20 protein-coding genes and 1 tRNA gene are annotated in these 24871 nt (G+C 65.1%); 13 read left to right on the top strand and 8 right to left on the bottom strand.

Annotated elements, in window-relative coordinates:
- The first annotated feature begins 21 nt into the window (after positions 1 to 21).
- The 4 genes from JYA52_RS18860 to JYA52_RS18845 all read left to right on the top strand — a co-directional run bounded on the left by JYA52_RS18860 (position 22) and on the right by JYA52_RS18845 (position 5452).
- On the top strand, positions 22 to 1950 hold the full coding sequence (locus tag JYA52_RS18860; RefSeq protein WP_205654784.1) for an HNH endonuclease signature motif containing protein: 1929 nt from the start codon (positions 22 to 24) through the stop codon (positions 1948 to 1950).
- 117 nt (positions 1951 to 2067) lie between these two features.
- Complete coding sequence (locus JYA52_RS18855; protein ID WP_205654783.1) at positions 2068 to 3195, top strand: L-talarate/galactarate dehydratase; 1128 nt, start codon at positions 2068 to 2070, stop codon at positions 3193 to 3195.
- A gap of 10 nt (positions 3196 to 3205) precedes the next feature.
- Entirely contained in the window at positions 3206 to 3898 is a 693-nt protein-coding gene (locus tag JYA52_RS18850; protein ID WP_205654782.1) for a FadR/GntR family transcriptional regulator, read from the top strand.
- A 177-nt stretch (positions 3899 to 4075) separates the two neighbouring features.
- Positions 4076 to 5452, top strand: a complete 1377-nt coding sequence (locus tag JYA52_RS18845; protein ID WP_240460536.1) for an MFS transporter — start codon at positions 4076 to 4078, stop codon at positions 5450 to 5452.
- Positions 5453 to 5492: 40 nt separating this feature from the next.
- Here the strand turns inward: JYA52_RS18845 and JYA52_RS18840 are convergent, their stop codons facing one another.
- Complete coding sequence (locus tag JYA52_RS18840; RefSeq protein WP_205654781.1) at positions 5493 to 6479, bottom strand: LysR family transcriptional regulator; 987 nt, start codon at positions 6477 to 6479, stop codon at positions 5493 to 5495.
- 117 nt (positions 6480 to 6596) lie between these two features.
- On the opposite strand from JYA52_RS18840, the gene JYA52_RS18835 reads away from it, so the two are divergent.
- A complete protein-coding gene (locus JYA52_RS18835; RefSeq protein ID WP_307869447.1) occupies positions 6597 to 7898 on the top strand; it encodes a glucarate dehydratase family protein in 1302 nt (433 codons plus the stop codon).
- On the top strand, positions 7895 to 8902 hold the full coding sequence (locus tag JYA52_RS18830; RefSeq protein WP_307869446.1) for a 2-hydroxyacid dehydrogenase: 1008 nt from the start codon (positions 7895 to 7897) through the stop codon (positions 8900 to 8902). The genes JYA52_RS18835 and JYA52_RS18830 overlap by 4 nt, the downstream gene beginning before the upstream one ends.
- A gap of 56 nt (positions 8903 to 8958) precedes the next feature.
- Here the strand turns inward: JYA52_RS18830 and JYA52_RS18825 are convergent, their stop codons facing one another.
- Genes JYA52_RS18825 through JYA52_RS18800 form a run of 6 tightly spaced genes read right to left on the bottom strand, consistent with a single transcriptional unit; the run spans position 8959 to position 15302 of the window.
- Positions 8959 to 9690 (bottom strand): sulfite exporter TauE/SafE family protein, encoded by a 732-nt coding sequence (locus JYA52_RS18825; protein ID WP_205654779.1) that lies wholly within the window; start codon positions 9688 to 9690, stop codon positions 8959 to 8961.
- The gene (locus JYA52_RS18820; RefSeq protein ID WP_205654778.1) at positions 9687 to 10712 is read right to left on the bottom strand and encodes an ABC transporter ATP-binding protein; all 1026 of its coding nucleotides are present in this window, start codon (positions 10710 to 10712) and stop codon (positions 9687 to 9689) included. The genes JYA52_RS18825 and JYA52_RS18820 overlap by 4 nt, the downstream gene beginning before the upstream one ends.
- Positions 10705 to 11769, bottom strand: a complete 1065-nt coding sequence (locus JYA52_RS18815) for an ABC transporter ATP-binding protein (RefSeq protein ID WP_205654777.1) — start codon at positions 11767 to 11769, stop codon at positions 10705 to 10707. Before JYA52_RS18815 ends, JYA52_RS18820 begins: the two co-directional genes overlap by 8 nt.
- Entirely contained in the window at positions 11766 to 12773 is a 1008-nt protein-coding gene (locus tag JYA52_RS18810) for an ABC transporter permease (RefSeq protein WP_205654776.1), read from the bottom strand. The genes JYA52_RS18815 and JYA52_RS18810 overlap by 4 nt, the downstream gene beginning before the upstream one ends.
- 8 nt (positions 12774 to 12781) lie before the next feature.
- On the bottom strand, positions 12782 to 13711 hold the full coding sequence (locus tag JYA52_RS18805; RefSeq protein ID WP_205654775.1) for an ABC transporter permease: 930 nt from the start codon (positions 13709 to 13711) through the stop codon (positions 12782 to 12784).
- Positions 13712 to 13742: 31 nt separating this feature from the next.
- Positions 13743 to 15302, bottom strand: a complete 1560-nt coding sequence (locus JYA52_RS18800; RefSeq protein WP_205654774.1) for an ABC transporter substrate-binding protein — start codon at positions 15300 to 15302, stop codon at positions 13743 to 13745.
- Between the two features lie 297 nt (positions 15303 to 15599).
- Between JYA52_RS18800 and JYA52_RS18795 the strand changes: the two genes are divergently transcribed.
- Positions 15600 to 16550, top strand: a complete 951-nt coding sequence (locus JYA52_RS18795; RefSeq protein WP_205654773.1) for a 2-hydroxyacid dehydrogenase — start codon at positions 15600 to 15602, stop codon at positions 16548 to 16550.
- 98 nt (positions 16551 to 16648) lie between these two features.
- Here the strand turns inward: JYA52_RS18795 and JYA52_RS18790 are convergent.
- Positions 16649 to 16731 (bottom strand) — tRNA-Leu (locus JYA52_RS18790).
- A 396-nt stretch (positions 16732 to 17127) separates the two neighbouring features.
- Here JYA52_RS18790 and JYA52_RS18785 point away from each other — a divergent pair.
- The 6 genes from JYA52_RS18785 to JYA52_RS18760 are packed head-to-tail and all read left to right on the top strand — an operon-like array spanning position 17128 to position 24868.
- Positions 17128 to 17868, top strand: a complete 741-nt coding sequence (locus JYA52_RS18785) for an FHA domain-containing protein (protein ID WP_205654772.1) — start codon at positions 17128 to 17130, stop codon at positions 17866 to 17868.
- A complete protein-coding gene (locus tag JYA52_RS18780; RefSeq protein WP_205654771.1) occupies positions 17865 to 18347 on the top strand; it encodes an FHA domain-containing protein FhaB/FipA in 483 nt (160 codons plus the stop codon). The genes JYA52_RS18785 and JYA52_RS18780 overlap by 4 nt, the downstream gene beginning before the upstream one ends.
- Positions 18348 to 18349: 2 nt before the next feature.
- Complete coding sequence (locus tag JYA52_RS18775; RefSeq protein WP_205654770.1) at positions 18350 to 20122, top strand: PP2C family protein-serine/threonine phosphatase; 1773 nt, start codon at positions 18350 to 18352, stop codon at positions 20120 to 20122.
- Positions 20119 to 21579, top strand: a complete 1461-nt coding sequence (locus JYA52_RS18770) for an FtsW/RodA/SpoVE family cell cycle protein (protein WP_205654769.1) — start codon at positions 20119 to 20121, stop codon at positions 21577 to 21579. Before JYA52_RS18775 ends, JYA52_RS18770 begins: the two co-directional genes overlap by 4 nt.
- Positions 21576 to 23033 carry a peptidoglycan D,D-transpeptidase FtsI family protein gene (locus JYA52_RS18765; RefSeq protein ID WP_205654768.1) on the top strand — a complete coding sequence of 486 codons (1458 nt, stop codon included), beginning with the start codon at positions 21576 to 21578 and terminating at the stop codon, positions 23031 to 23033. Before JYA52_RS18770 ends, JYA52_RS18765 begins: the two co-directional genes overlap by 4 nt.
- Positions 23030 to 24868: a protein kinase domain-containing protein gene (locus JYA52_RS18760; protein ID WP_205654767.1), complete on the top strand. Its 1839-nt coding sequence runs from the start codon at positions 23030 to 23032 to the stop codon at positions 24866 to 24868. The genes JYA52_RS18765 and JYA52_RS18760 overlap by 4 nt, the downstream gene beginning before the upstream one ends.
- The last annotated feature ends 3 nt before the right edge of the window (positions 24869 to 24871 follow it).

The raw sequence follows: 24871 nt of genomic DNA, 5'->3' as shown, positions 1-24871 counted from the left end.
CCCCTCCGGCAGAGTGTCCATATGGAAGCCATGGGGGAGGATCCGGCAGGAGGCGCAGGGCCGTGGGCAGTGTTGCCCGGTGCCGCCGTGCTTCCCGAGGCGCGCTTCCGCAGGCTCCGTAGTGTCCCCGCCGGGACGGTGCAATTAGCTGGGTTGGCGGCTGCTTTCGGGTCTGACTTAGCGTCCGACGGCGGCGGTTCCGGTGGTCTTGCCCGGGGCCTTGAGCTGTTGAAGGGCGTGTGTTCGACGGCGGCCGCTGACGCCGCGCTGATGGGTTTCCGTGAGGCCGCTGACTTCGCCGCCAAGGTCGAGGACGCTTCCCGCGCTATTGGGTATTTGCAGGTGGTCGCGGCCGGGGCGGTGAACCGGAGCCGTCGAGAGGCGACACTGGCTGCGCGGTCTGGCTCGGGCTCGGGTGCGGCGGTAGGCTGGGTCACCGGTTGGGGCGCGGAAGCGGTCGCCCACGACGCAACGGGCTGGGTGACCGGCTCAGCCGATTCTGCGGAAAGCGGCATGTGCGATGGCGGCGCGGCGGCTAACGGCGAGGCCGAAAGTGCCCCGGAAGCGAACGGCTGGCCAGCTTCTGCGCAGGTGGAGTCTGATCAGGGTGGCAGCGGCCTGGCGGCCTGCCAAACCCCCGGCGTTCGGCGGGCAGCGGCCGAGCCGGATCCGGCTGATGACGGGTTCCGGAACGCGGAGGAGTTCCTGCGCGGCAGGCTGCGGATCAGCGGCCGGGAGGCCCGCCGCCGGATCGCCCTCGCCGACTCGGCGCTGCCCCGGACCGGGTTCTCCGGCCACCCCGAGCCGCCCGAACGCGAAGAACTCGGCGCTGCCCTGGCGGCCGGGACCATCGCCTCCCAACCCGCGACCATCATCACGCTCGCCCTGGACCAGGTCCGGCGGCATGCTCCGGACGAAGCCCTGGCCCGGATGGAACACGCCCTGACCCGCACCGCGGCCGAGAACGACGCCGACTACCTGTCCAAAATCGCCCGGCGCTGGATCAACGGGCTCGACCAGGACGGGCCCGAACCCAGCGAAGAAGAACTCCGCCGCCGGCAGGGCGCCTTCATCCGCCCGACCCGGCACGGGCTCCACCACCTGGAAATCTTCGCCACCCCCGATCAGTTCGAACCCCTCCTGACCGTGATGAACACGGCCACCAACCCCCGCACCACCGCCAACGCCACCGGCACAAACGACAGCGCAGACGGGGACCGGGCCGGGCAGGACACCGCAACCACCGGCTGGGATTCGGTGCCGGGCGTTGACCTGGACCGCCGGACCCGCCCGCAACGGCACCTGGACGGACTGGTCGGCGCCTGCAAAGCAGCCCTGACTACCGGAACACTCCCCACAGCAGGCGGGCTCCGGCCCCAGGTCATGGTCACCATCGACTACGTCGACCTCCTGGACCGCCTCGAACACGAAACCAGCCAGGGACCCCGCCACCGCAACACCAACCGCAGCACCGCACCGAGCCGACCCACGGCCGCAGCCGCCAGCGGGCCCGGCGCCCCGGGCATTCCCGGCACCGGATCGTTCACGTTCACCGGACCCATCAACGCCGCCACCGTCCGGAAAATCGCCTGCGACGCGGACATCATCCCGGTCCTTCTCGGCAGCGAAGGACGCATCCTCGACATCGGCCGCACCACCCGGATCTTCCCGCCCCACATCCGCAAAGCCATCACCGCCCGCGACCAAGGCTGCGCCTTCCCCAACTGCAGCATCCCCGCCCCGTGGTGCGAAGCCCACCACATCACCTACTGGTCACACGGCGGCACCACCGGCACCGACAACGGCACCCTCCTCTGCTCCCATCACCACCACCTCATCCACAAAGAACAATGGACCATCCAGGTCAAGAACGGTGTGCCCTGGTTCAAACCCCCACCCCATATCGACCCCCGCCAACAACCACAACGAAACAACTACTTCAGATGCTGAATTCCTCCCGCCGCTCCCTAATTACTCCCGCAAAAGAATACTTGTAATACAAGTTGGTTACTTGTACTCTAAGGGGGAGGGCGATGCAGCCCACTATCCTGCTTTCGAGGAGCATCCATGAGCACCGTAGATCTCATCCGCCATGTAAAACTTTCCACCGCGAGGCTTCCACTGGCCGTTCCCATCAGTGACGCCAAGGTCTTCACCGGCCGCCAAAAGCCCATGACCGAGGTGGTTTTCCTCTTCGCCGAGATCACCACGGAACAGGGCCACACCGGCCTCGGCTTCAGCTACTCCAAGCGCGCCGGCGGGCCCGCCCAGTACGCCCATGCCAAAGAAGTTGCCGAAGGAATCATCGGTGAAGACCCCAATGACATCGGCAAGATCTACACCAAGCTGCTCTGGGCCGGCGCCTCCGTGGGCCGCTCAGGCGTCGCTACGCAGGCCCTCGCCGCCATCGACATCGCACTCTACGACCTCAAGGCCAAGCGCGCCGGGCTCCCCCTCGCCAAGCTGCTGGGCTCCTACCGCGACTCCGTCCAGACCTACAACACCTCGGGCGGATTCCTCAATGCCACGCTGGACGAGGTCAAGGCCCGTGCGACGCAGTCGGTCGAAGAAGGAATCGGCGGCATCAAGATCAAGGTCGGGCTCCCGGACAGCAAAGAGGACCTGCGCCGCGTGGCCGGCATCCGTGATCACATCGGCTGGGACGTCCCGCTTATGGTGGACGCCAACCAGCAGTGGGACCGCGCCACGGCCCTGCGTATGGGCCGCCAGCTCGAGGAATTCAACCTCATCTGGATCGAAGAGCCGCTGGACGCCTACGACTTCGAAGGCCACGCCCACCTCGCCCAGGTCCTGGACACCCCCATCGCCACCGGCGAAATGCTCGCCTCCGTGGCCGAGCACAAGGGCCTCATCGCCGCCAACGGTTGCGACATCATCCAGCCTGACGCCCCGCGAGTCGGCGGTATCACCCAGTTCCTGCGCCTGGCAGCCCTGGCGGACGAGCGTGGTCTTGGCCTGGCCCCGCACTTCGCCATGGAAATCCACCTCCATCTCGCCGCTGCCTATCCCCGCGAGCCCTGGGTGGAGCACTTCGACTGGCTCGACCCGCTGTTCAACGAGCGCCTCGAAACGAAGAACGGGCGCATGATGGTTCCGGACCGCCCCGGACTCGGCGTGACGCTCAGCGACCAGGCGCGCGCTTGGACCACGGAGACCGTGGAATTCGGCGCGTAATCTTGAACCCATGAGCCGGAACCTGACCGCGGACCTCGCCGCCGACCTTCGCGCCCGCATCGTCGACGGCGTCATCCAGCCCGGGGACAAGCTTCCGAGCGAAAACACCCTGATCAGCGAGTTCGGTGTGAGCCGCACCGTGGTCCGATCCGCACTCACGCGGCTCCAGGCCGAAGGACTCGTGGAAACCGAACGTGGGCGGGGCAGCTTTGCGCTGACCCCGCCCCCCGAGGGTCCGACAGCGGGACAGGTCACCAGGCCTGTCGTCACCATGGAGGACCGTCTCCACCTTCTGGAGTTCCGGATCGGGGTGGAAGCTGAAGCCGCCATCCTGGCCGCCACGAACCGCACCGACCGCCAACTCAAGGTCCTGCAGAAGGCGCTCGATGACTTCACAGCAAGTGTGGAACATCCCGCGCACGCCATGAAGTCCGACTATGACTTCCACCGCGCCGTCGCCGCAGCCTCCGGAAACCCCTTCTACTCGGACTGCCTTGCTTCCCTGGGCCAGACGATGATTGCCATGCCCCGGACCCGGCTGATGACCGGCGTCGAACACTATGCCCGGGACCACTTCGATCAGGTCGTCCACGAGCACGGCTCGATCTATGCCGCCATTGCCGACGGGGATGGGCCCTCCGCTGCCGCGGCCATGCGCAGCCACCTCGCCAATTCCCGCCGCCGGCTCCGCGCAGGACGGTAAAGCGGGAGGCCTTCTCTGGGGAATCAGTCTCCGTGGGTATCACGCAATGCAACATTCGTGTTGGACGGGCATGAAAGCAACTGTCACAGTTAAGAGGTGCTGTGGCGAGGAGCACACGGAGTATACCGTCGGCCCCGCAGCGTGAGCTTGCTGATCTATCAAAGAGGATTCCCCCCCATGCAGTCTGTAGACACCGCTGTCACGGATCTGGCTTCGGCCACCAAGAAGTTTTTCCGGCGGGTGCTGCCCATCATGCTGGTCATGCTGGTATGCAACCAGCTGAACCGGTCCAACATCGGCTACGCCCAGGACCACCTGCAGGCAGACGTCGGGATCGGCGCTGCGGCCTACGGATTCGGTGCGGGACTCTTCTTCATTGCCTACGCCATTTTCGAGCTTCCCAGCAACGTGATGATGGAGAGGTACGGGGCCAAGGTCTGGCTGACCAGGATCATGGTCAGCTGGGGCATCGTGTCCTTCCTGATGGCGTTTGTCCAGAACGAGACGATGTTCTACGTTCTGCGCTTCCTGTTGGGTGCTGCCGAAGCCGGATTCTTCCCCGCCGTCATCTTCTACTTTGCCCGCTGGGTTCCGGCAGGCCAGCGGGGCAAGGCCACGGCAATCTTCATCGCAGGTTCATCGGTGGCGGCGGCCCTTTCCGGACCCATCGCCGGGCTGCTCCTGAGCCTTCATGACGTTCTGGGCCTGCGCGGCTGGCAGTGGCTGTTCGGTTTCGAAGGAGCGCTCTCCGTCGTCGTCGGCATCACTGTGTTCTTCTTCCTCGATGCCAAAATCCAGGATGCCAAGTGGCTCACGGCTGCCGAGAAGTCGGCACTGACCAGTGCGATCGGCCAGGAGGATGCCCAGCACACCAAGGCTGACGGCGGCAAGGTCAACCGCTGGAAGATGCTGCTCAACCCTCAGATTCTTCTGCTGTGCGGCATCTACTTCTCGGTGCAGCTGTCCATCTACGCAAACACGTTCTGGCTGCCCAGCATCGTCAAGCAGATCCCAGGCACCACGGACCTGAGCGTCGGCTTCCTCTCCTCCATTCCTTGGGTCTGTGCCGTTTTCGCCATGTATTTCGCAGCGAAATGGCAGGACAAGGCCAAGTCCAAGCGCCCGCTTCTGGTCGCCGCACTCCTCGTGGCCGCAGTCGGAACCTTCGCTGCCGCTATCGCTTCCCCGGTCTTTGCCCTCGTCTTCCTGGCCATCGCGGCCATGGGCTTCAAGAGCGCCTCGCCGCTGTTCTGGACGATCCCCCAGTCCGCGCTGCATCCGCTGGTCCTGGCTCCGGCCATCGCCATCATCAATTCGCTCGGAAACCTGGGCGGCTTCGTGGCCCCCTTCGGATTCGGCATCATCAAGGAGCAGACCGGAAGCGTGGTCCCGGGACTCTTCGCCCTGGCCGCGGCGTCCACCCTCGCCGCCGGACTCGTGTACTTCCTGAAGGAGCGCAAGGGGCCCGGGGCAGGAGTGGCAGCTGAGCGGCGTGATGAAGTGGAAACCTCTCAGAAAGCGCAGACCCGACTGGCCGCCGCCGGGTCAAAGTAGCCCCCCGGCCAGCCGTCCGGATCGGACACAGCCCTCCCGGCTAGCTGTCCGGTTCGGAGGCAGCCAACCCCTTGGGGTCAGAAGCACTCGACCCCGCAGAGTCGGACACACCCAACCCCTCGGAGTCGATCAGCTCGAGAAGGCGCCTGACCGCGGGGTTCGCCGTCTCTTCGTTCCAGGCCAGCTCAAGGTCCACCCGGTTGAGCTCCTGAATGCCGTGACTCCCGTCGATTTCGTGGAAGTCGACCCCCGCCGGTGCCGAGGCCATGGCGGACGCCGGCACCAGCGTGACTCCCAGCCCTGCCTGGACAAAGGCGAGGAGCGCAGGGATCTGGCTGGCGTACTGGGTGATGTTCGCGTGGGCACCGGCGCTGGCGAACAGGCGGAGCACCAGATCGTGAAAGTACCTGGCTTCCTTCGTGGAGTACATCAGCAGGGGAAGTCGGTCCAGTTTCCCCAGGGGCAGCGGGGCGCCTTCCTTGATGGGCATGCCTCCAAGCAATGAGCTCCCGGCGGGCAGCGCCACGACCAAACGGTCCTTCATGAGGGGGCGTGACACGATCCCTGGGCGGGCCACAATCGGCCTCAAGAGTCCAAGGTCCACGCTGCCCTTCACCAGGCCGTCCATCTGGTCGGTGGACACAAGTTCCCGCAGCATGAACGAGACCCCGGGCATGCTGTCGGCCGCCCGGCGCAGCAACAGCGGCAGCGCACTTTGGCCGGCGATCGCCGTGTAGCCCACCGTCATGGCTCCCGCCTCCCCCGAGGAAACCCTGCGCACATCCAGCTCAGTCTTGATGCACAGGTCCAGGATCTGCCTCGCCCGGGGCAGCAGCATTGCTCCCGCCGAGGTCAGCTCAACCTTGCGGCTGGTGCGGCCGAAGAGCTGCGTACCCAGCTTCTTCTCGAGGATCTGGATCTGCCGGCTCAAGGGAGGCTGCGTCATGTTGAGTCTCTCCGCTGCCGCACCGAAATGCAGCTCTTCAGCGACCGCAACAAAGGCCTCCAGCTGGGGCAAGGTAAACATCGATACCTTTCATGGATGATCGAGTGCACTAATTGGCTTGGACCTGGATCAATTGCTCCCATTATGGTCATCTGGACGGCAGTTGAGAAACCGACCAGCAGCTAGGAGCACACCGGAGTGAACCCCGTGAACGAGCAGGCAGAACACCTGGACCAGGTGACCATCACGAACGTCACCATTACACCGGTGGCCTTCAAGGACCCGCCGCTGTTGAACACCGTTGGTGTCCATGAGCCCTATGCCCTCCGGGCCATCGTGGAAGTCCACACGGATTCCGGCGTCAGCGGGGTGGGCGAGACCTACGGAGACGCCGGCCACCTGGCCCGCCTTCAAGCCGCAGCTGCGGCCCTTCCCGGCACCGATGTCTTCAACATCAACGAACTCCGCAGCCGGATAGCAGCCGCACTCCAACACGATCAGGTCCGGGGCGGCCATGGCATGAGCGGAATGGTGACCGGTTCCAGCACCACGGACCGCGTCCTGTCGGCCTTCGACGTCGCTGCCCTCGACATCCAGGGAAAGCTCCTCGGCCGTCCCATCAGCGATCTTCTCGGCGGCGCCGTCCGTGACACCGTGCAGTTCAGCGGTTACCTGTTCTACAAATGGTCAGGACACCCCGGCCAGAACGACGATTCGTGGGGTCCGGCGCTGGATCCGGCCGGAATTGTTCGGCAAGCCCGGAAGATGGTGGACGAGTACGGTTTCTCGGCACTCAAGCTCAAGGGCGGCGTTTTCGCCCCCGAGGAGGAAGTTGCCGCCGTCAAGGCCCTTCGGGCCGAATTCCCGGCAATGCCGCTCCGGATTGATCCCAATGGGGCCTGGACCGTGGATACGTCCATCCGGGTGGGCAAGGAGCTCGACGGCATCCTGGAGTACCTCGAGGATCCCACCCCGGGCATTGAGGGAATGGCCGCCGTCCGGCGCGAGGTAGGGATGCCGCTCGCCACGAACATGTGCGTCGTAAGTTTTTCCGACGTTGCCCCAGCCATTGCGGCAGGTGCCGTGGATGTCATCCTCTCGGACCACCATTTCTGGGGAGGCCTGCGCCGCTCCCAGTCCTTGGCCGGCATCACCGACACCTTCGGCCTGGGCCTGTCCATGCACTCAAACTCCCATCTCGGCATCAGCCTCGCCGCCATGGTCCATCTTGCGGCCGCGACGCCGAACCTCGATTACGCCTGCGACACGCACTGGCCGTGGAAGGATCCGGAAGAGGACGTCGTCCGTGCCGGAACTTTCGCCTTCGACAAGGGATCCGTGAAGGTCCCCACAGGACCCGGGCTTGGAATCGAACTGGACCGCGACGCCCTGGAGCGCCTCCACCTCCAGTATCTGGAATGCGGGATCAGGAGCCGCGACGACACCGGATACATGAGAAGGCTGGACCCTTCCTTCGTGCTTCAGAGCCCCCGCTGGTGAGCACCCCAGGCCCCTCACGAAAGAGCCTGAGGATCGTGGTCACCGACGCCATCATCAGCCGTTTTGAGGATCAGCTAAAGCACGACGGCGGCGCGCACCACTGGGACATGGCGGCGGCCTGGACCCCCGATCGCCAGCTGGACGCGCTGGCGAGTGCCGACGTCGTCGTTTGTTCCTCCTTGAACCCGCAGCAGGCGGCCGCCGCCGCCAGGCTGGAACTGGTCCACGTCACAGGGGCAGGCTACGACAGGATCTCCTTTCCGGGGCTGCCCCCGGGGGCCGTTGTTGCCAACACGTTCCATCATGCACGGCCCATTGCCGAACACGTCCTGATGACCACGCTGATGCTGTCCCGCAATGTCCTGGCGGCTGACAGGGCCGTACGCGGGGGCAGTTGGAAAACCATTGCCACCGATCCGGACGTTCCTTTCCACCCGACCCTCGGTGGAATGACCATGGGTCTCGTGGGAATGGGCTCCATCGGGGCCGAAGTGGCGCGCATGGCCGGTGTGCTCGGCATGGATGTCCGCGCCGTCCGGAGGAACCCGGACGGCAGCATTCCGGACGGAGTGGCGCTGAGCTGGGTGGGCGGCAACCACCAGCTGCCGGAGTTGCTGGCCGCGTCCGACGTCGTGGTTGTCACTGTGCCTTTGGACGCTTCCACGAGGGGCATGATCGGCGCAGCGGAGTTGGCAGCCATGAAGCCCACCTCACTCCTTATTAACGTTGCGCGGGGGCCGGTGGTGGATCAGCACGCGCTGTTCGATGCCTTGCAGTCCCAGCGCATCGCCGGGGCGGGCATCGACGTGTGGTGGGGTTCCCCAGCTGACGGGGTAGTGCCTCCGGCGGAACTGCCGTTCGCGTCCCTGCCCAATACCGTCCTCACCCCGCACCACTCCGGGCATGCGCGGATCACGTTCGAACGCCGGGCGGCGGACATTGCCGCCAACATCAGGCGGCTGACGGAAGGCCAGGCGCTGTTTAACGTGGTGCCTCGAGACTAGGACGGGCGGCTGAGCTGGAGACGTCCGGGTCAGGGGCGTCCCCACCAGGGGCCCAGTCAGGGCTGCATAGCAGCCAGGGCGAGTTGCCCCGTCAACAGCAGGCTTCCCAGCGCGGACGCCCCCAGCGCCAGCATCCTCAGCCGGGCGGCGTTCAGGAAGCGGTTCACGAAACGCGAGGCGAGATACCCGCCCAGCACCGCAGGCACCATCCACAACGCGAGGGTCAATACTTCAGCAGTCACGGCGCCTGCGACTCCCAGGGAAGCCAGCGAAATTGCGGAACCGACCATGAAGAACGCGCTCATTGTGCCCCGCAGCCGCGATCCCTGATGCCCCTGCCAAACCAGGGCCATCGGAGGTCCGCCGATGGATGTTGCGGTGCCCATGATGCCCGAGGCTGCACCGGCCGCGATGAGGTTAACCCGGACCGGCCTGGGTGCCCACCCCCTGAGGGCTAGCACCAGGCCGGTGAGGACCACCACCACAACAACCCAGGCCAGTCCTTCCTTGGACAGCACCGCCACAAGCCACGCTCCCAGGAAACTTCCGGGGATCCGGCCCATGAGGGCCCAGCCGGTCCCGCGGAGATCCAGGTGCTGCCGCTCACGGACAGTCACGAGGATGGTCACGAGCAGTGCCAGGAGGATGAGCGTGGCCGGCAACAGCATCGGATCCACCATGGCCACCACCGGCGCGGCGAGCATGCCCATGCCGAAGCCCGTCGAGGCCTGCAGGCAGGCGGCCAGGAAAATCACACCGGCAATGACTGCATACTCTGTGCCCGTCACCCGGCGGTGGTTGTGGCGGGTGTGAGGCCCTTGATGGTTTCCAGTGGAAAGTGGCATTCGGCCAGGTGCAGTGCCCCGTCGTCGGCAGCAGTCACCCGCGGTTCCGGCGCCGCGTCGGCGCAGATGTCCTGGGCTTTCCAACACCTGGTACGGAAACGGCAGCCCGACGGCGGGTCCAGCGGGGATGGCAGCTCACCTTTGAGGACGATGCGGTCCCGCGTCGCGCCTGTGACGTCGAGCTTCGGTGAGGCTGACATCAGCGCCGCCGTATACGGGTGCCGCGGATGGTCGAAAACTTCCTCGGTGTTTCCCGTTTCGATGATTCTGCCCAGGTACATGACGGCCACGCGATCGGCCACATGCCGCACCACAGTCAGGTCGTGGGAAATGAAGATGTAGGAAACGCCGAGGTCCTGCTGGATGTCATTGAGCAGGTTGAGGACCTGCGCCTGGACGGAAAGATCCAGTGCGGAAACCGGTTCATCCAGGATGATGACGTCGGGGTTGAGGGCCAGCGCACGCGCAATGCCTATGCGCTGGCGCTGGCCGCCGGAAAACTCCTGCGGGGATTTACGGGCGTCCGATGGGCGCAACCCCACCATCTGGAGCAGCTCGCCCACGCGGGCTTGGCGCTCACGCGGCGACGGGTAGAGGCTCCGGTGGGTGGCCCAGGGCTCGGAGACGATGTCGCCAGCGCTCATGCGGGCGTTGAGGGAGGCGAACGGGTCCTGGAACACCATCTGGACCCTGCGCCGCCAGCTCAGCAGTTCCTTGCCGCGGAGACCGAACGGATTCGTTCCCTCAAAGGTCACGGTCCCCTCATCCGGCGTCTCGAGCATCATGAGGGTCCGGGCCAGCGTGGATTTGCCGCAGCCCGACTCACCTACGAGTCCAAGCGTTTCCCCGCGGCCCACCGTCAGGCTGATCCCATCCAGGGCCTTGAGACGGGTGTTGCCGCTGGCGCTCTTGGCCACATGGAACGTCTTGCACAAACCATCGATCTGCAGAAGGGGCTCAGGCATTGTTTAACTCCTCGCTGAAGTGGCAGGCTGCGGCCCGGCCCGGCCGGGGCGGCAGGGTCTCGGAGTGGTTGTTGGTGGCGCTTCCATTCACCGGCAGCAGCCGGGGACGCTCGGCCCTGCAGATCTCCTGCACGAGCGGGCACCGGGACTGGTAGACGCAGCCGGAAGGGATGTCATGGAGCTCCGGTGGGCTCCCCGCGATCGACTTCAGGTGGGCGCCGCGCTCCACGTGGACGGGCACGGACTCGAGCAGTCCCTTCGTGTAGGGATGCCGCGGATCGCTGAAGACCTGGGAAACCGGCCCGCTTTCCACCACGTTTCCGGCGTACATGACAGCCACGGAGTCTGCTTCCTCCGCAACAACCGCCAGGTCGTGGGTGATCAGCACTACGGCCATCTGCCCCTCCTCCCGGAGCTTCCGCAGGAGCTGCATGATCTGCGCCTGGACCGTCACGTCCAGTGCCGTGGTTGGCTCATCCGCGATCAGCAGGCGCGGATTCAGAGCAACGGCCATGGCAATCAGGATGCGCTGGCGCATACCCCCGGAGAACTGGTGGGGATAAGAATTGACCCGGGATTCGGGTTCGGGAATTCCCACGCGTTTCATCAGCTCAATGGCCTGGACCTTGGCTTCCCTGGCGCTGAGTCCCTGATGGATCCTGAATGCCTCGCCGAGCTGTGTCCCCACCGTATAGACGGGGTTGAGGGCCGTCAGGGCGTCCTGGAAAACGATCCCAAGCTCCGGTCCGGCGAACTTGAGCCGTTCCTTGGGCGTCAGGGCTGCCAGGTCTGTCCCGTTGAGGACGATCTCCCCGCCGGCCAGGTCACAGACCGGGTCCATGATTCCGGCGAGGGCCTTGGCCGTCATGGATTTTCCGCAACCGGATTCTCCGAGCAGCGCCAGGGTCTCCCCCGCACGGGCCTCAAAGTCCACGCCGTTGACGGCCCGGACAGTTCCGCGGTACGTCCGGATGTCCACAGCCAGGTCCCTGACACTGAGAACGACATCTTGCGCCCGGGTCTTTCCGGGGAGCACGGTCTGGGCAGCAGTTTTCACGGCTTTGCCTCCTTGACTGGAATGCGGGCAATGAGGCGCTTGCGGGGAAGAGCGAGCCGCCAGCGCTGGGCCGGGTCGGTGGCGATGCGCAACCAGGCCGCGAGGACGTTGGCGGCGATGGTGGTGAGCACGATTGCTACGCCGGGAAAGATCGACAGCCACCATGCTGTCTGCAGGTACTGCCTGCCCTGCGAAACCATCAGGCCCCAGCTGACGTCCGGCGGCTGGATTCCGATGCCGAGGAAGCTCAGGGACGACTCGGCCAGCATGACGTAGCAGAATTCGAGCGTGGCCAGCGTGAGGAGCGTCGGCAGGACCACGGGGATGACATGGCGGCCGATAATGGCGTTCGGCCTGGCGCCAAAGGTCCGGGCAGCGTCCACGAACGTCCTGCTTTGAAGCTCCGCGGATTCGGCCCGGGCGGTGCGCAGGTAGATGGGGATCCGGGTGAGCGCGAGGATCAGCACGATGTTTCCGGCGCTGGGGCTGAAGACATACAGCACGACGACGGCGAGCAGCAGGGACGGGAAGCTCATGATGACGTCGGCGATCCGCATCGACACGTTTTCCCGCCAGCCGCGGTGGTATCCGGCCCAGACGCCCCACAGCGAACCGATCACGAGGGCCACGGCGACGGCGGGCAGCGCCACGGAGAACGTGGTGCGGCTGGCGACGACAAGGCGCGCGAGCATGCTTCGCCCCAGGGAATCACTGCCCAGGAAGTACTCCCAGCCATAGGCCAGGGAGAAGGGTGCCTTATTGGCGAAGAGGAGGTTCTGTTTAGTAGCCAGGTCGCCCATCAGGGCAGGGCCGATGAGGGCGGTCAGCCCGATCACCATCAGGAGCAGCGCGGACACCGTGGCAAAGCGGTCCTTCAGCAGGAGCCGGAGGAGGTTAAGGTTCCCGTCCTTTTTGTCCCTGACGGGCTGCTCTTTTACAGACTGCGGCTGCCCTGCCGCTGCAACCTGGTCCGGTGCCGCCGGCTCATTCAATGAAGTTTTCATGGCTACTCCTAAGCCTTTGCCGTGACGGGGCGGACTCGTGCATCAAGCAGCGCGTAGCCCATATCAATGAGGATGTTCAATGCAAAGATCGCCACTGCGGTGAGCAGCACTGCGGCCTGCAGCACAGCGAAGTCCCGTTGCAGGATGGAATCGATCATGAGTTTTCCGATCCCGGGCCAGCCGAAGATGGTTTCCACCACCACAGCTCCGTTCACCAAACCCACCGTCAGGTCACCGGCCACCGTAAGGGCCGGAGCCGCGGCGTTGCGTAGAGCGTGATGGGTCACCACCCGCAGCTCGCCGGCGCCGCGGCTGCGGGCCAGTTTGATGTACGGCTCCGACAGAGCGGAGACCATGGACCCCCGGACGATCTGGACCAGGACGCCGAATGGCCTGAGCAGCAGGGTCGCAATCGGCAGGACCCAGGCGCCGGCCCCCGACACACCGGAGGTCGGGAGCCAGCCCAGGGTTATGGCGAAGACCCAGATGCCCACGATGGCGAGCCAGAAATCTGGAATCGAAGCGGCAGCCATGGAGATAAAACTTGAGATGCGGTCGGCAACGCCGTTCGGCTTCAGCGCGGCCCAGCAACCCACCAGCAGTGCCAGCACCACGGCCAGCACCATGGTGGTGGCTGCTAACTGCAAGGTTGCGGGGAAGGCACGAAGCGCCATGGCGGCGGCGTCCTGCCCCGTCCGGAGGGACTGGCCGAAGTCGAGCTTCAGCACCCCGCCGAAGTAGTCCGCCATCTGCACCAGCAGAGGCTGGTCCAGGCCGTTGCGTGCGGTGAAGTCATCACGCATCTGTTGGGTGGCGTTCAGGGGCAGGTACAGGCTGGCCGGGTTTCCGGTCATCCGTGCGAGCGCGAAAACACCGACAATGACCACCGCAAGCGGCAGAGCACTGGAGATTATCCGCTTTCTCAAGTAGATCAGCATGGCTGTCCTTCTTTTTTCCTGGAGACCCGGGCTAGCTTGCCGGGGTCATTTCCGAAACGCGGAGCTCGTCGCCGCTGGAGGAGTTCGGCGTGTAGTTCACGGACTTGGACTTGCCGATGATGCCGGTCTGGTGGGAGATGTGGGCAAACTGGACAACCTTGTCGTTCTGGTAGGCAAAGATGTCCTCGAAGCCCTTCTTCCGGTCATCGCCCGACGCGGCATCCGCCTTCTTGATCATGGCGTCAAATTCCGGAGTGCCGAAGTAGCTCTGCGCCCCGGTGGACAGCATGTACTGGTCAACAGTGAAGGCGGCATCGCCGGCCTGGTTGCCGTGCTGAGTCATCAGGGCAACTGCGCCCTCATCGTCAGGGAACGGGCGAACCTGGTAGGTCAGGTGCTGGCTGGTTTCGAGCATCTTCAGCTTCACGTTCAGTCCGGCCTGGCTCAACTGCTCCTGGAGTACCTGCGCGAGTTCGGTGATCTTGGGGAACTGGGCGCTGCGGACCACGAGTGAAATCTGAGCGGAGGTATCCACGCCGTCGGCCTTAGCCTCGGCGACGAGCGACTTGGCCTTGTCCAGATCGAAGGCCCACCCCTTCAGATCCGCGTTGTGGCCCACGATGCCCTCAGGTACCAGCTGGGCCGCCACCTTGTGCTTGCCCTGGTAGAGGGAGTTGACGATTCCCTCCTTGTCGATGGCGTAGTTCACCGCCTGGCGGACGCGGATATCATTCAGCGGCGCCTTGGTGGCCTCCATCCGAAGGGCAACCGTCTCATTGTTGGGGTAGTCGACACCGAGCTCGCCCATGTTGTCGTCTGGGCTGAGGCCCATGGCCACATCGGCTTCACCGCTGGTGATCATGGCTGCCCGCACCGAGCTTTCAGACCGCCACTGGTACTCGGCCTTGGCGTAGGCCGGCTTATCGCCCCAGTAGCCGTCCCAGCTGGTCAGCGTGATTTTCTGGCCGGCATCCCAGGTCTCGATTTTGTACGGGCCGGTGCCGACCGGTTCGCGAACCTTCGCGGTGGTGCTCGTCGACGTCGGCACCACCTCCAGGAAGGACAGCCGCAGCGGGAGGATGGGGTCCGGCTCCGGCGTGGTGACTGTGAGGGTTGTGTCGTCCACGGCCTTTACCTTGAGGTCGGCGTCTCCAAACACGTAGCCTTCCACGTTGCAGCCCAGCTTGGAGTTGACGGCCCTGTTGATGGTGAACGCTGCGGCTTCCGCATTGAACGGCGTGCCGTCCTGGAATTTCACGCCTTCGCGCAGCTTGAAAGTCCATACAGTGTCCGATGTGGCTTTCCATTCCGTTGCGAGCAGCGGTTCAAGTTCGCCGGTTTGGGGATTCCGCTCGACGAGGGGCTCGGTCACGTTTGAGCGCACCACCACACCGGTGGACGTGAGGTTCGATTCGCAGGCCTCCAAGGTGGGAGGCTCCTGGCCGAGGACCACGCGAAGTGCACTTGCGGATGCTGGCGCCGCTTCGGAATTGGCGACAGAGCAGCCGCTCAGTGCCAGCAGCGCTCCGGCTGCGAGGGCGGGCCACTTGACCGCCGATGCCGGGAACAGGGGTGTTGAAGAAGACGTCATTGGATCCTCCGGATTAATGGAGCGCAGCAGGCTGCAGCTTTGTGAGGTGTGAAAAGGGAGCTGGGGGCCGCGCTGGACTCAAGCTAGTGGAGCTTCCAAAAGCACCACAAGGGGAGGGACGCCCCGCAGGGCCGTGCGTCGAGTCCCCGGCGGCAGGGCAATACGGTGTGACGGGCACCACGCGGCCCCGCCGGCCGCGGAATTCCGCGAAACTCGACATATCAATACACATCCGGCATCGATCAATGCTATTTGCATGTTGGACGCATATGGATGGCCGAACCTACTGTGCAGGGTATGAACAACAACGTCGCCGTCCTGCAGGTAGGACCGCTCATGCAAACTGTCCAAGACACGGTGGCCAACGTGTACGGCGCGGTCCGGCTGCCCGATTCCCCAGCGGACCAGGCCGAGTTCCTGGGGCACCGCGGCCACACTTTTGACGTCGCCGTCACGTCGGGGCGCTTCGGGGTAGGAACCGAACTGATGCAGGCCCTCCCTAATCTCCGTGCAGTTGTGAACTTCGGCGTCGGGTACGACACCACGGACACGAGACAGGCCACGGAACGCGGAATCGCCGTCAGCAATACACCGGATGTCCTGAACGACTGCGTGGCTGACACCGCCGTCGCGCTTTACGTGGACGTGTTGCGCCGCACGAGCGCTGCCGACCGCTACGTCCGCCGGGGCGACTGGGCGCGACATGGCAACTTCCCCCTCGCCACCAAGGCGAGCGGCAAGCGGGTGGGGATTCTGGGCCTGGGCCGGATCGGAAAAGTGATTGCCCGCAGGCTCGAGGGCTTCGACTGCACCATCAGTTACCACAACCGCAAGAAGGCCCCCGGGGTTGCGTACGAGTATGCGTCCTCGCCGGTGGAGCTGGCCAGGAATGCGGACGTCCTGATTGTGGCAGCCGCCGGCGGGCCGGAGTCCGTGCACGTGGTTGACCATGAGGTCATCGAGGCGCTCGGTCCCAACGGCTACCTCATCAACATCGCACGGGGTTCAGTTGTGGACGAGCAGGCCCTCGTCGCGGCGTTGCTGGCCGGAAGTCTCGGCGGAGCCGGCCTGGATGTCTTTGCCGATGAACCGAAGGTTCCACAGGATTTGCTGTCCATGGACAACGTGGTCCTTTTGCCGCACTTGGGCAGCGGAACAAACGAGACCCGCGCAGCCATGGCGGAGCTCACGCTTGCGAACCTCGCGCAGTTCGCAGCTGACGGGACCCTGGTGACCCCCGTGTCCTGACGTGTGCGGGTTACGCACTTTCACGGACAACGCCAACGCCCCATGCCTTTGGGCAACAAAAAACACCCCGGTCCGAAGACCGGGGTGTTTCAATTGCGTGCGCGAGGGGGGATTTGAACCCCCACGCCCTTTCGGACACTGGCACCTGAAGCCAGCGCGTCTGCCGTTCCGCCACTCGCGCGCAACTTCTTATACCCAATTGCAACCCCGGATTCCGGAGTTGCAACCTCGTAAAAGCAGCGAGATCAAGCATAACGGACAATCACGGCAAAATGCCAATCGGCCGGTTTGCGGCCCGCGGACAGCCAGGCTGAGGGGCTTCGCGCCGGCCCCGGCCCCGGGGAAATCACGGCTCATCACCCATCTACCGGTGTGATCACCGCAACAAAGGAAAGGCCCGGCATGAACGAATCTGAGCTCCGGCACGTTGTGGATTAAGGTCATTCGCAGGGGTGGCAAGTAGTATCGGATGTATAGGTGCCCGCTACCGGCGGGCTCACTGTTCTGTTGTGACGTGCGTGGCGGATAGAGCAACACGAGGCGCACTGCCCGCAGTGGCAAGGAAAGGAGAAGGACCATGGGCTTGCTGGACAAAGTCGAGCGCGGCATCGAAAAGGCCGTCCGCGGCGTCTTCTCCACCGGTTCCAAAGCACAGGTCGAACCTGTGGAAATTGCCAGCCGGCTGCGCCGGGAAGTGGACCACAAGGCCATCACCGTGGCCGCCGGCCGCACCCTGGCACCCAATGTCTTTGACGTGCTGCTCAGCGACGACGACTTCCAGCGGGCCCAGGAATGGGGCACCCCGCTGGCCGAGGAACTGTGCGATGTGGTGATCAACCACGTCCGCAGCCAGGGCTACACCCTGCAGGGGCCGGTCCGCATCTCGTTCCGGCACGATGAAGCACACCGTCCCGGCGATTTCGAGATCACATCCAAGACCGAGAAGGCGTCGGCACCTGCTGCAGCAGCGCCGCGGGCCAACCTTCCTGCAGCGCCCAGCCGTCAGCCCGTCCGACTGCAGCCCGTCTTGGACATCGACGGCCAGCGGTATTCACTCAACGCTCCTTCGGTCGTTCTTGGCCGTTCATCAGAAGCCGACATCCTGGTGGACGACACCGGAGTTTCCCGTCGCCATCTGGAAATCCAGACTGCCGGCGGCACTACGACTGCCGTGGACCTCGGTTCCACCAACGGCAGCTACGTCAACGGGCACAAAGTCGCCGGCAGCATGGAGCTTACCGACGGCTCCACCATCACGATGGGACGGACCAAAATCATCTTCCGCCTCCTGCCCGCCAACACTGGCGGCCGCCCATGAGCGAACTGACCATAACCGCCCTGCGCTTCGGCTTCCTGCTGCTGCTTTGGGTTCTGATCTTCAGCATCGTTTCCGCCATGCGCCGGGACCTCATGATCGGCCGAAAGGCAGCCACGGGTGTCCCCACGGCGCGGCAGGTGCGCAAGAATCCTGAACTGGCCGAAGCGGCCCCGGCCCCGGTCAAACAGCAGGCCCGCCAACTGGTGGTCACTGAAGGCCCGCTCAAGGGACGCACCATTCCCTTGGCAGCCAGTCCCATTTTGCTGGGCAGGGCACAGGAAGCCACCCTCGTGCTGGAGGACGACTACGCCTCCGGCCGGCACGCACGCCTGTTCCCGCAGGGAAGCCGCTGGTTCATTGAAGACCTCGGTTCCACCAACGGCACGTACCTGGCCGACCAGCAGCTCACCCGGGCCCTTCCCGTGGACCTCGGTGTACCCGTGAGAATCGGCAAGACGGTCATTGAATTGAGGCCATAGCCATGGCCGCTCCGGACATTCCCGCGGAGAAGGCGCCAGCCTCTCCGCGTCCCCTGATCATGCGCTACGCCGCACGGTCCGACGTCGGCCGCGTCCGGGCGAAAAATGACGACTCCGCTTACGTGGGGCGTCACCTCGCCGTCGTGGCAGACGGCATGGGGGGCCACGCCGGAGGTGACGTAGCCTCCGCGGCCACCGTCCTGGACATGATCCACCTGGACTCGGACGACTACGAAGGCGACGCCGAAACCGTTCTGGCCGACGAAATCCAGACGGCCAACTCCCTGCTGTCGGAACTCGTCCACATCAACCCCAAACTCGCCGGCATGGGCACCACCGTGACGGCCCTGCTGCTCGCCGAGGGCAAGCTGCACTTCGCGCACATCGGCGATTCACGGGCTTACCGGCTGCGCAACGGCGAATTCGAACAGGTCAGCGTGGACCACACGTTCGTCCAGCGCCTGATCGATGAGGGCCGGCTCCGCCCTGAAGAGGCCGAAACCCACCCCCACAAGAATGTCCTCATGCGGGTTCTCGGCGATGTCGATGCGAGCCCCGAACTGGACCTGGCCACCCTGGAGGTGCAGCCGGGCGAACGCTGGCTGCTGTGCTCGGACGGCCTTAACTATGTGGCCGGGCACGTCGTTGAGCGCACAGTTCGCGAAACCCAGAACATCCACGAGTGCGTGGAAACCCTCGTGGACCTCACCCTTGAAGCAGGCGCCCCGGACAATGTCACCGTGGTGATGGTGGAAATCGCCGAGGAGACGGTCGACGACGTCAAGACAGCCGCCGTCGACATCGTGCCTCCCGCGGAACTCGCCGCACCGGAAAGCACCACCACGGCCGCGACGGCCGTGACCGCAACTGTGGCACCGGACGATCAGACCGAGCCGGCAACGGCATCCGCGCCTGAGGCTGCCACTGCGGCCCCGAAGCCTGACGATGCAGGGGCTGACAGCCACGCCGGGGACGGCAACGGCACCGCCCCGGACTCCGGCCAGGCTGAATCCAAGGAGCCCACGGCAACCACCGACCCGCACCTCGGCGAGCACCTGTCCGCCGAGGTGTTGCGCGAGGAACTGTCCTCACGCCCCCATCTCCTCGTCGGTGCGGCCGTCACAGCGGCCGAGACCGGTTCCATTCCGACCATTGCCGGGCGCACCGTGGCCCGCCGGGCGGCCACAGTCCTCACCCACAAGGCCGAACCGTCGCGCGACGAGGCTGAGGATCTCGGCCCGGAACGTCGGCCGCGCCGCTGGGTTAGCATGGGCATCGCGGCTGCGGCTCTCGTGGTCCTCGTGGTGGGTCTCTGGCTCGGCTACGCCTGGACGCAGACCCGGTACTACATTGGCGAATTCGACCAGCGGGTGGCGATCTTCAATGGCGTTTCGCAGCGCCTGGGACCCATTCAGCTGTCCACGCTTGAGGCTGTCACCGAAATTAAGATGGAATCCCTGCCCCAGTTCTCGCAGCAGCGCGTCCGCCAGACCGTGCCCGCGCGCGATCTCTACGACGCCCAGCGCATCGTGAAGAACCTTGAGCGCACCGGCACGACGGCCCCGTCGGATGAGTGCCTCACGGCTTCGCCGACGGCCACTGCGTCCCCGTCTCCCCGCGCCACCTCTGCCAAGCCCACTCCCACGCCTACGGGAACCGCTGCCGCCAAGGCGCCTGCCGCCGCGGCCAGTTCCAAGCCGACGGCGTCGCAGACCGCCGCCGCCGGCGCGGCCGCCACGCCGTCCCCAACCCCAACCTGTGAGGGGGGCCAATGACCCACGCCGACACGATGCCCAAGCCCCGACGGAACGTGGAGCTGCTGCTGCTGGTCTTGGCCCTTGCCGTCAGCATCGGCGCCAACGCACTGATCAGCATCGATGACCAGAATGCGTTCGATACTGACTTCTGGTTCCAGTCCAGCCTCTTGGCCGTGGCAGCCCTTGCTTTCCACGTGGTCCTCCGGATCCGGGCTAAGTATGCTGATCCGGTAATACTTCCGCTGGTCGTTGCCCTTAACGGCCTCGGCCTGGCGATGATCCACCGTCTGGACGCCCCGGGCGAGGACACCGGCAACAACCAGATGCGCTGGACCCTCATTGCCATGGCGGTGGCCATCGCCGTGATCTGGCTCCTCAAGGATCACCGGATCCTTCGCCGCTTCACTTACATTTCGCTGGCCGTCAGCGCGCTGTTGCTGATCCTCCCGCTGGTTCCCGGCATTTCCGCCGGTGAAATCCTCGGAGCGCGCGTATGGATCCGGCTTGGCCCCATGACATTCCAGCCCGGCGAGGTCGCGAAGATCACGCTGGCTATATTCTTCGCGGGGTACTTATCATCCAACCGCGATCTCATCATGCTTGCAGGCCGGAAGATCGGGCCCCTGCAGTTCCCGCGGTTCAAGGACATGGGACCCATGATCACCGCCTGGCTCGTCAGCATTGGCGTGCTGATCTTCCAGCGGGACCTCGGTTCCTCCGTCCTGTTCTTCGGCCTGTTCATTGTGATGATCTATGTGGCCACGAGCCGCATCAGCTGGGTGGTCATCGGCCTCTCGCTCATCCTCGGCGGAGGTTTCATTGCCTCCCAGGTCTTCTCCCACGTCGCGCTTCGCATCGACTCCTGGCTCAACGCATTCACGGAGGAGGTCTTCGGACGCTCCCCGGGCGGCAGCGGCCAAATCGTCGAGGGGCTCTTCGGCATGGCCAGCGGCGGACTCGTCGGTACGGGGCTCGGCCAGGGCCGCCCCAACCTTGTGCCTTTTGCCAACAGCGACATGATCATCGCGTCATTCGGCGAGGAGCTTGGCCTGATCGGGCTGTTCGCCATCGTCATGATGTACCTCCTGCTGTTCACCCGCGGCTTCCGCGCCGCACTCGGCACGAGGGACGCCTTCGGGAAACTGCTGGCATGCGGTCTGTCCTTTGCTGTGGCGCTGCAGTGCTTCGTCGTCATCGGCGGCGTCACGCGGCTTATTCCGTTGACGGGCCTGACCACCCCGTTCCTGGCAGCTGGGGGTTCTTCTTTGCTGGCCAACTGGATCATCGTGGGCCTCCTGCTGATGATTTCGCATACCGCCCGCGGCCCTGTAGACACCACACCCATGCAGCCGGGCAGGACGCCTGAGGCGCAGAAAACTCCCGGGAAGCCTGCCGCGGCTCCGGGCAACAGACCCGGCAAGAACGCCACCCAGACCCTTCCGGACGCTCCCACCGAGGCGGTGAAACAACTGTGAACCAGGCCATTCGACACTCATGGGTTGCCGCGATCGCCATGTTTGCCCTGATCTTCGGTGCCCTCAGCTACGTCCAGGTGGTCGGCGCCGACGAACTCAAGGCCAACGCGTGGAACAAGCGTGCCATTCTCCAGAACTACTGCAATGACCGCGGTGCAATCCTCGTGGCCGGCACTGCCATTGCCGAGTCCGTGGAGGGCAACGAAACCTGCAAGTTCCAGCGGACGTACACCCAGCCTGAGCTCTATGCCGGCATCACGGGGTACTTCTCCAAGAACTACGGCGTGACTGGCCTGGAGCGCGCCATGGACGCCCAGCTGGCCGGAAGTTCGGACCAGCTCTTCCTCGACCGCATCGGGCAGCTTTTCCTGGGCAACCAGCCCAAGGGCGCGTCCGTGGAACTGACCATCGACCCCGAGATCCAGAAACTCGCGTATGACCTCATACCCGACGGGCAGCGGGGATCGATCGTGGTCACGGATCCCAAGACCGGCAACATCCTCGCCATGGTCAGCAAGCCGTCCTACGACCCCAACCTCATTGCCACCCAGGACGCGGCCAAGGAGCAGGCCAGCTACAACGAGATCATCAAGGTCCCCGGAATCAACCTGAACCCGTCCGTCAGCGGCCCCACGGGTGCCCTCTTGGCACCGGGCTCGGTCTTCAAGATCGTTGATACTGCGGCCGCCCTGGGCTCCGGAAAGTACAACGCGGACAGCCAGCTCCCGAATCCCGCCGAGATGTCCTTCCCGGGCATCCAATACCGGCTTCCGAACTATGCGGGCGGCAACTGCTACACCCGCAACACCGCCGACTTCGCGTTCGCGCTCCAGCAATCGTGCAACACGCCGTTCGCGAGCATCGCGGAAAAGCTTGGGGAGGAGGCGATCGCCGGACAGGCAGCCAAATTCGGCTGGGGACAGGGACTGGGCGACCAACTCAAGCTCGACTACGCCGAGAGCATCTTCCCGCGGGACCTGGACGCAGCCGGGCTGGCCCAGTCGGCCATCGGCCAGCGGGACGTCCGCGCCACACCGTTGCAGATCGCGCAGATGACCTCGGCCATCGCCAATGGCGGAGTACAAATGACCCCAAACCTGATCAAGGCCGTGCGGTCACCTGATCTGCGCGTCCTCGAAGAACCGAAGCCGGTTCCGCTGCGGACCTCCACCACCCCGGAAATTGCCGGTCAGATCACTGAATGGATGACCAGTGTGGTCAGTGAGGGCATCGGTGCCGGCGCAGCAGTGCCCGGCGTGCAGGTTGCCGGCAAGACCGGCACTGCCGAACTCGGAACCGATGGCCTGAACAACTCCTGGTTCACCGGGTTTGCCCCCGCGAATGACCCGCAGGTGTCCGTCACGATCGTCATGCAGGGCGTGGACATCACCACCGGCGCACAGCTAACCAGTCCGAACGCAAAGAAGATTTTTGAGGCGGTGTTGAATAAGTGAGGCCTACATCAGGAATCACCCTCGGCGGCAGATTCCAGTTGACCACGCGTATTGCGATCGGCGGCATGGGCGAAGTCTGGAAGGCCAAAGACCTCATCCTCGGGCGGATCGTTGCCATCAAGGTGCTCAAGGAGGAGTACACGGGCGATCCCGGCTTCCTCCAGCGGTTCCGCGCCGAGGCACGCCACACCGCGCTCCTGAACCACGTGGGCATCGCCAATGTGTTCGACTACGGCGAGGAGGAGGGCTCCGCGTACCTCGTCATGGAATTGGTGCCCGGCCAGCCGCTGAGCAGCATCATCGAACATGAGCAGGTCCTCTCCCCGGACCGCACCCTGTCCATGATGGCCCAGACCGCCCGGGCGCTGTCCGTCGCCCACGCGCAGGGACTGGTGCACCGCGACATCAAGCCGGGCAACCTCCTGATCACCCCCGACGGCCGGGTCAAGGTGACCGACTTCGGCATCGCCCGCCTTGCCGACCAGGTGCCGCTCACGCAGACCGGCCAGGTGATGGGAACTGCCCAGTACCTCGCGCCCGAACAGGCCACCGGCCAAACGGCCACCGGAGCCTCGGACATCTACTCGCTGGGCGTCATCGGCTACGAGTGCCTCACGGGCCACCGGCCGTTCTCGGGCGAGTCCCAGATCGCCATCGCCCTGGCACAGGTGAACGATGCCCCGCCGCCCCTGCCGGACACCCTTCCGAAGCCGGTCCGGGCGCTCCTGATGTCCATGCTGGCCAAGGATCCGAAGAACCGGCCGGCCAACGCCATCAAACTTTCGGAAGCCGCCGAGGCCATCCGGAACGGGGATATCCAGGCGGCGCACGCGGCCGTTCCCGGCATGCTGCTTTACGAGGGTGCCACCGGACCCATGACGGCGCCGGTCAATATGCAGACGGCTCCCACCGGCGTCATCGGCTCCGACAAGAGTCCGACGGCGACTTCCGCCCTGCCGGTCCTCGGCGCGGCGGCTGCCGGTGCGGCGGCGGGTGCCGCCGGCGCAGGAACGGACGGCGCGCCCACGCGCGCCGGCAGCACGCTGTCGCGGGCCGACGCCCTCGCCGCTGAGCGCAGCTGGGTGCAGGAAGAGGAACGGTACGACGACGAGCCGGCGGATGAGCCGGAGCGGCGCGGACGCAGCCCGTGGACCTGGCCGCTGATTGCCCTGATCCTGCTGGTGATCTTCGCCGTTGTGGGTATCCTGCTGACTCAGTCGGGGCTCCTGTTCCCGCCGCAGTCACCTGCCGGTACCACGTCGAGTGCCGCCAGCAGTGCGACCTCAACTAGTGCCAGCCCCACGCCTACCAGCACATCGGCGACGCCTACGCCGACCCCCACACAAAGCACTCCGGAGGCGGTCAACATCATTCCCGCTGCCTACCTGGGCAAGCAGTTCACCGATGTGCGGGATGAACTGAATGCGCTGGGGCTCCGCGTGGACGGAGAACCGGTCTTCAATGCGGCGGCTCCCGGTACGGTCACTGAAATCAACCCGACAGGCCCGGTCCAGCCGGGCGAAACCATCAAGGTCACCTACTCGAAGGGACCTGAGAAGGCCACAGTGCCGAGCCTCAGCCCGGGCAGCACCGAGGGCCAGGTGCGGACTGCGATCGAAAACGCGAAGCTGCGCTGGGTCAAGGGACCTGATGTGGAGGGTAATCCGGGACAGGAGCCCGGCACCTTCGTCAGCTCAGAGCCGGGCAGCGGCAGCGAAGCCGCTGTCGGATCTGTGGTGACGTATCACCTTGCCAAGGCTCCCGCCGAAACGCCCACCGTAAGCCCCAGCCCCAGCCCCAGTGTCATTCCGAGCACCCCTTTGGGCCAGGGATAAGTT

The sequence above is a fragment of the Arthrobacter pascens genome, assembly GCF_017052465.1.
Classification (GTDB): domain Bacteria; phylum Actinomycetota; class Actinomycetes; order Actinomycetales; family Micrococcaceae; genus Arthrobacter; species Arthrobacter pascens.
The sequence above is the reverse complement of the archived record's forward strand: the minus strand, read 5'-3'. Positions and strand labels throughout refer to the sequence as shown.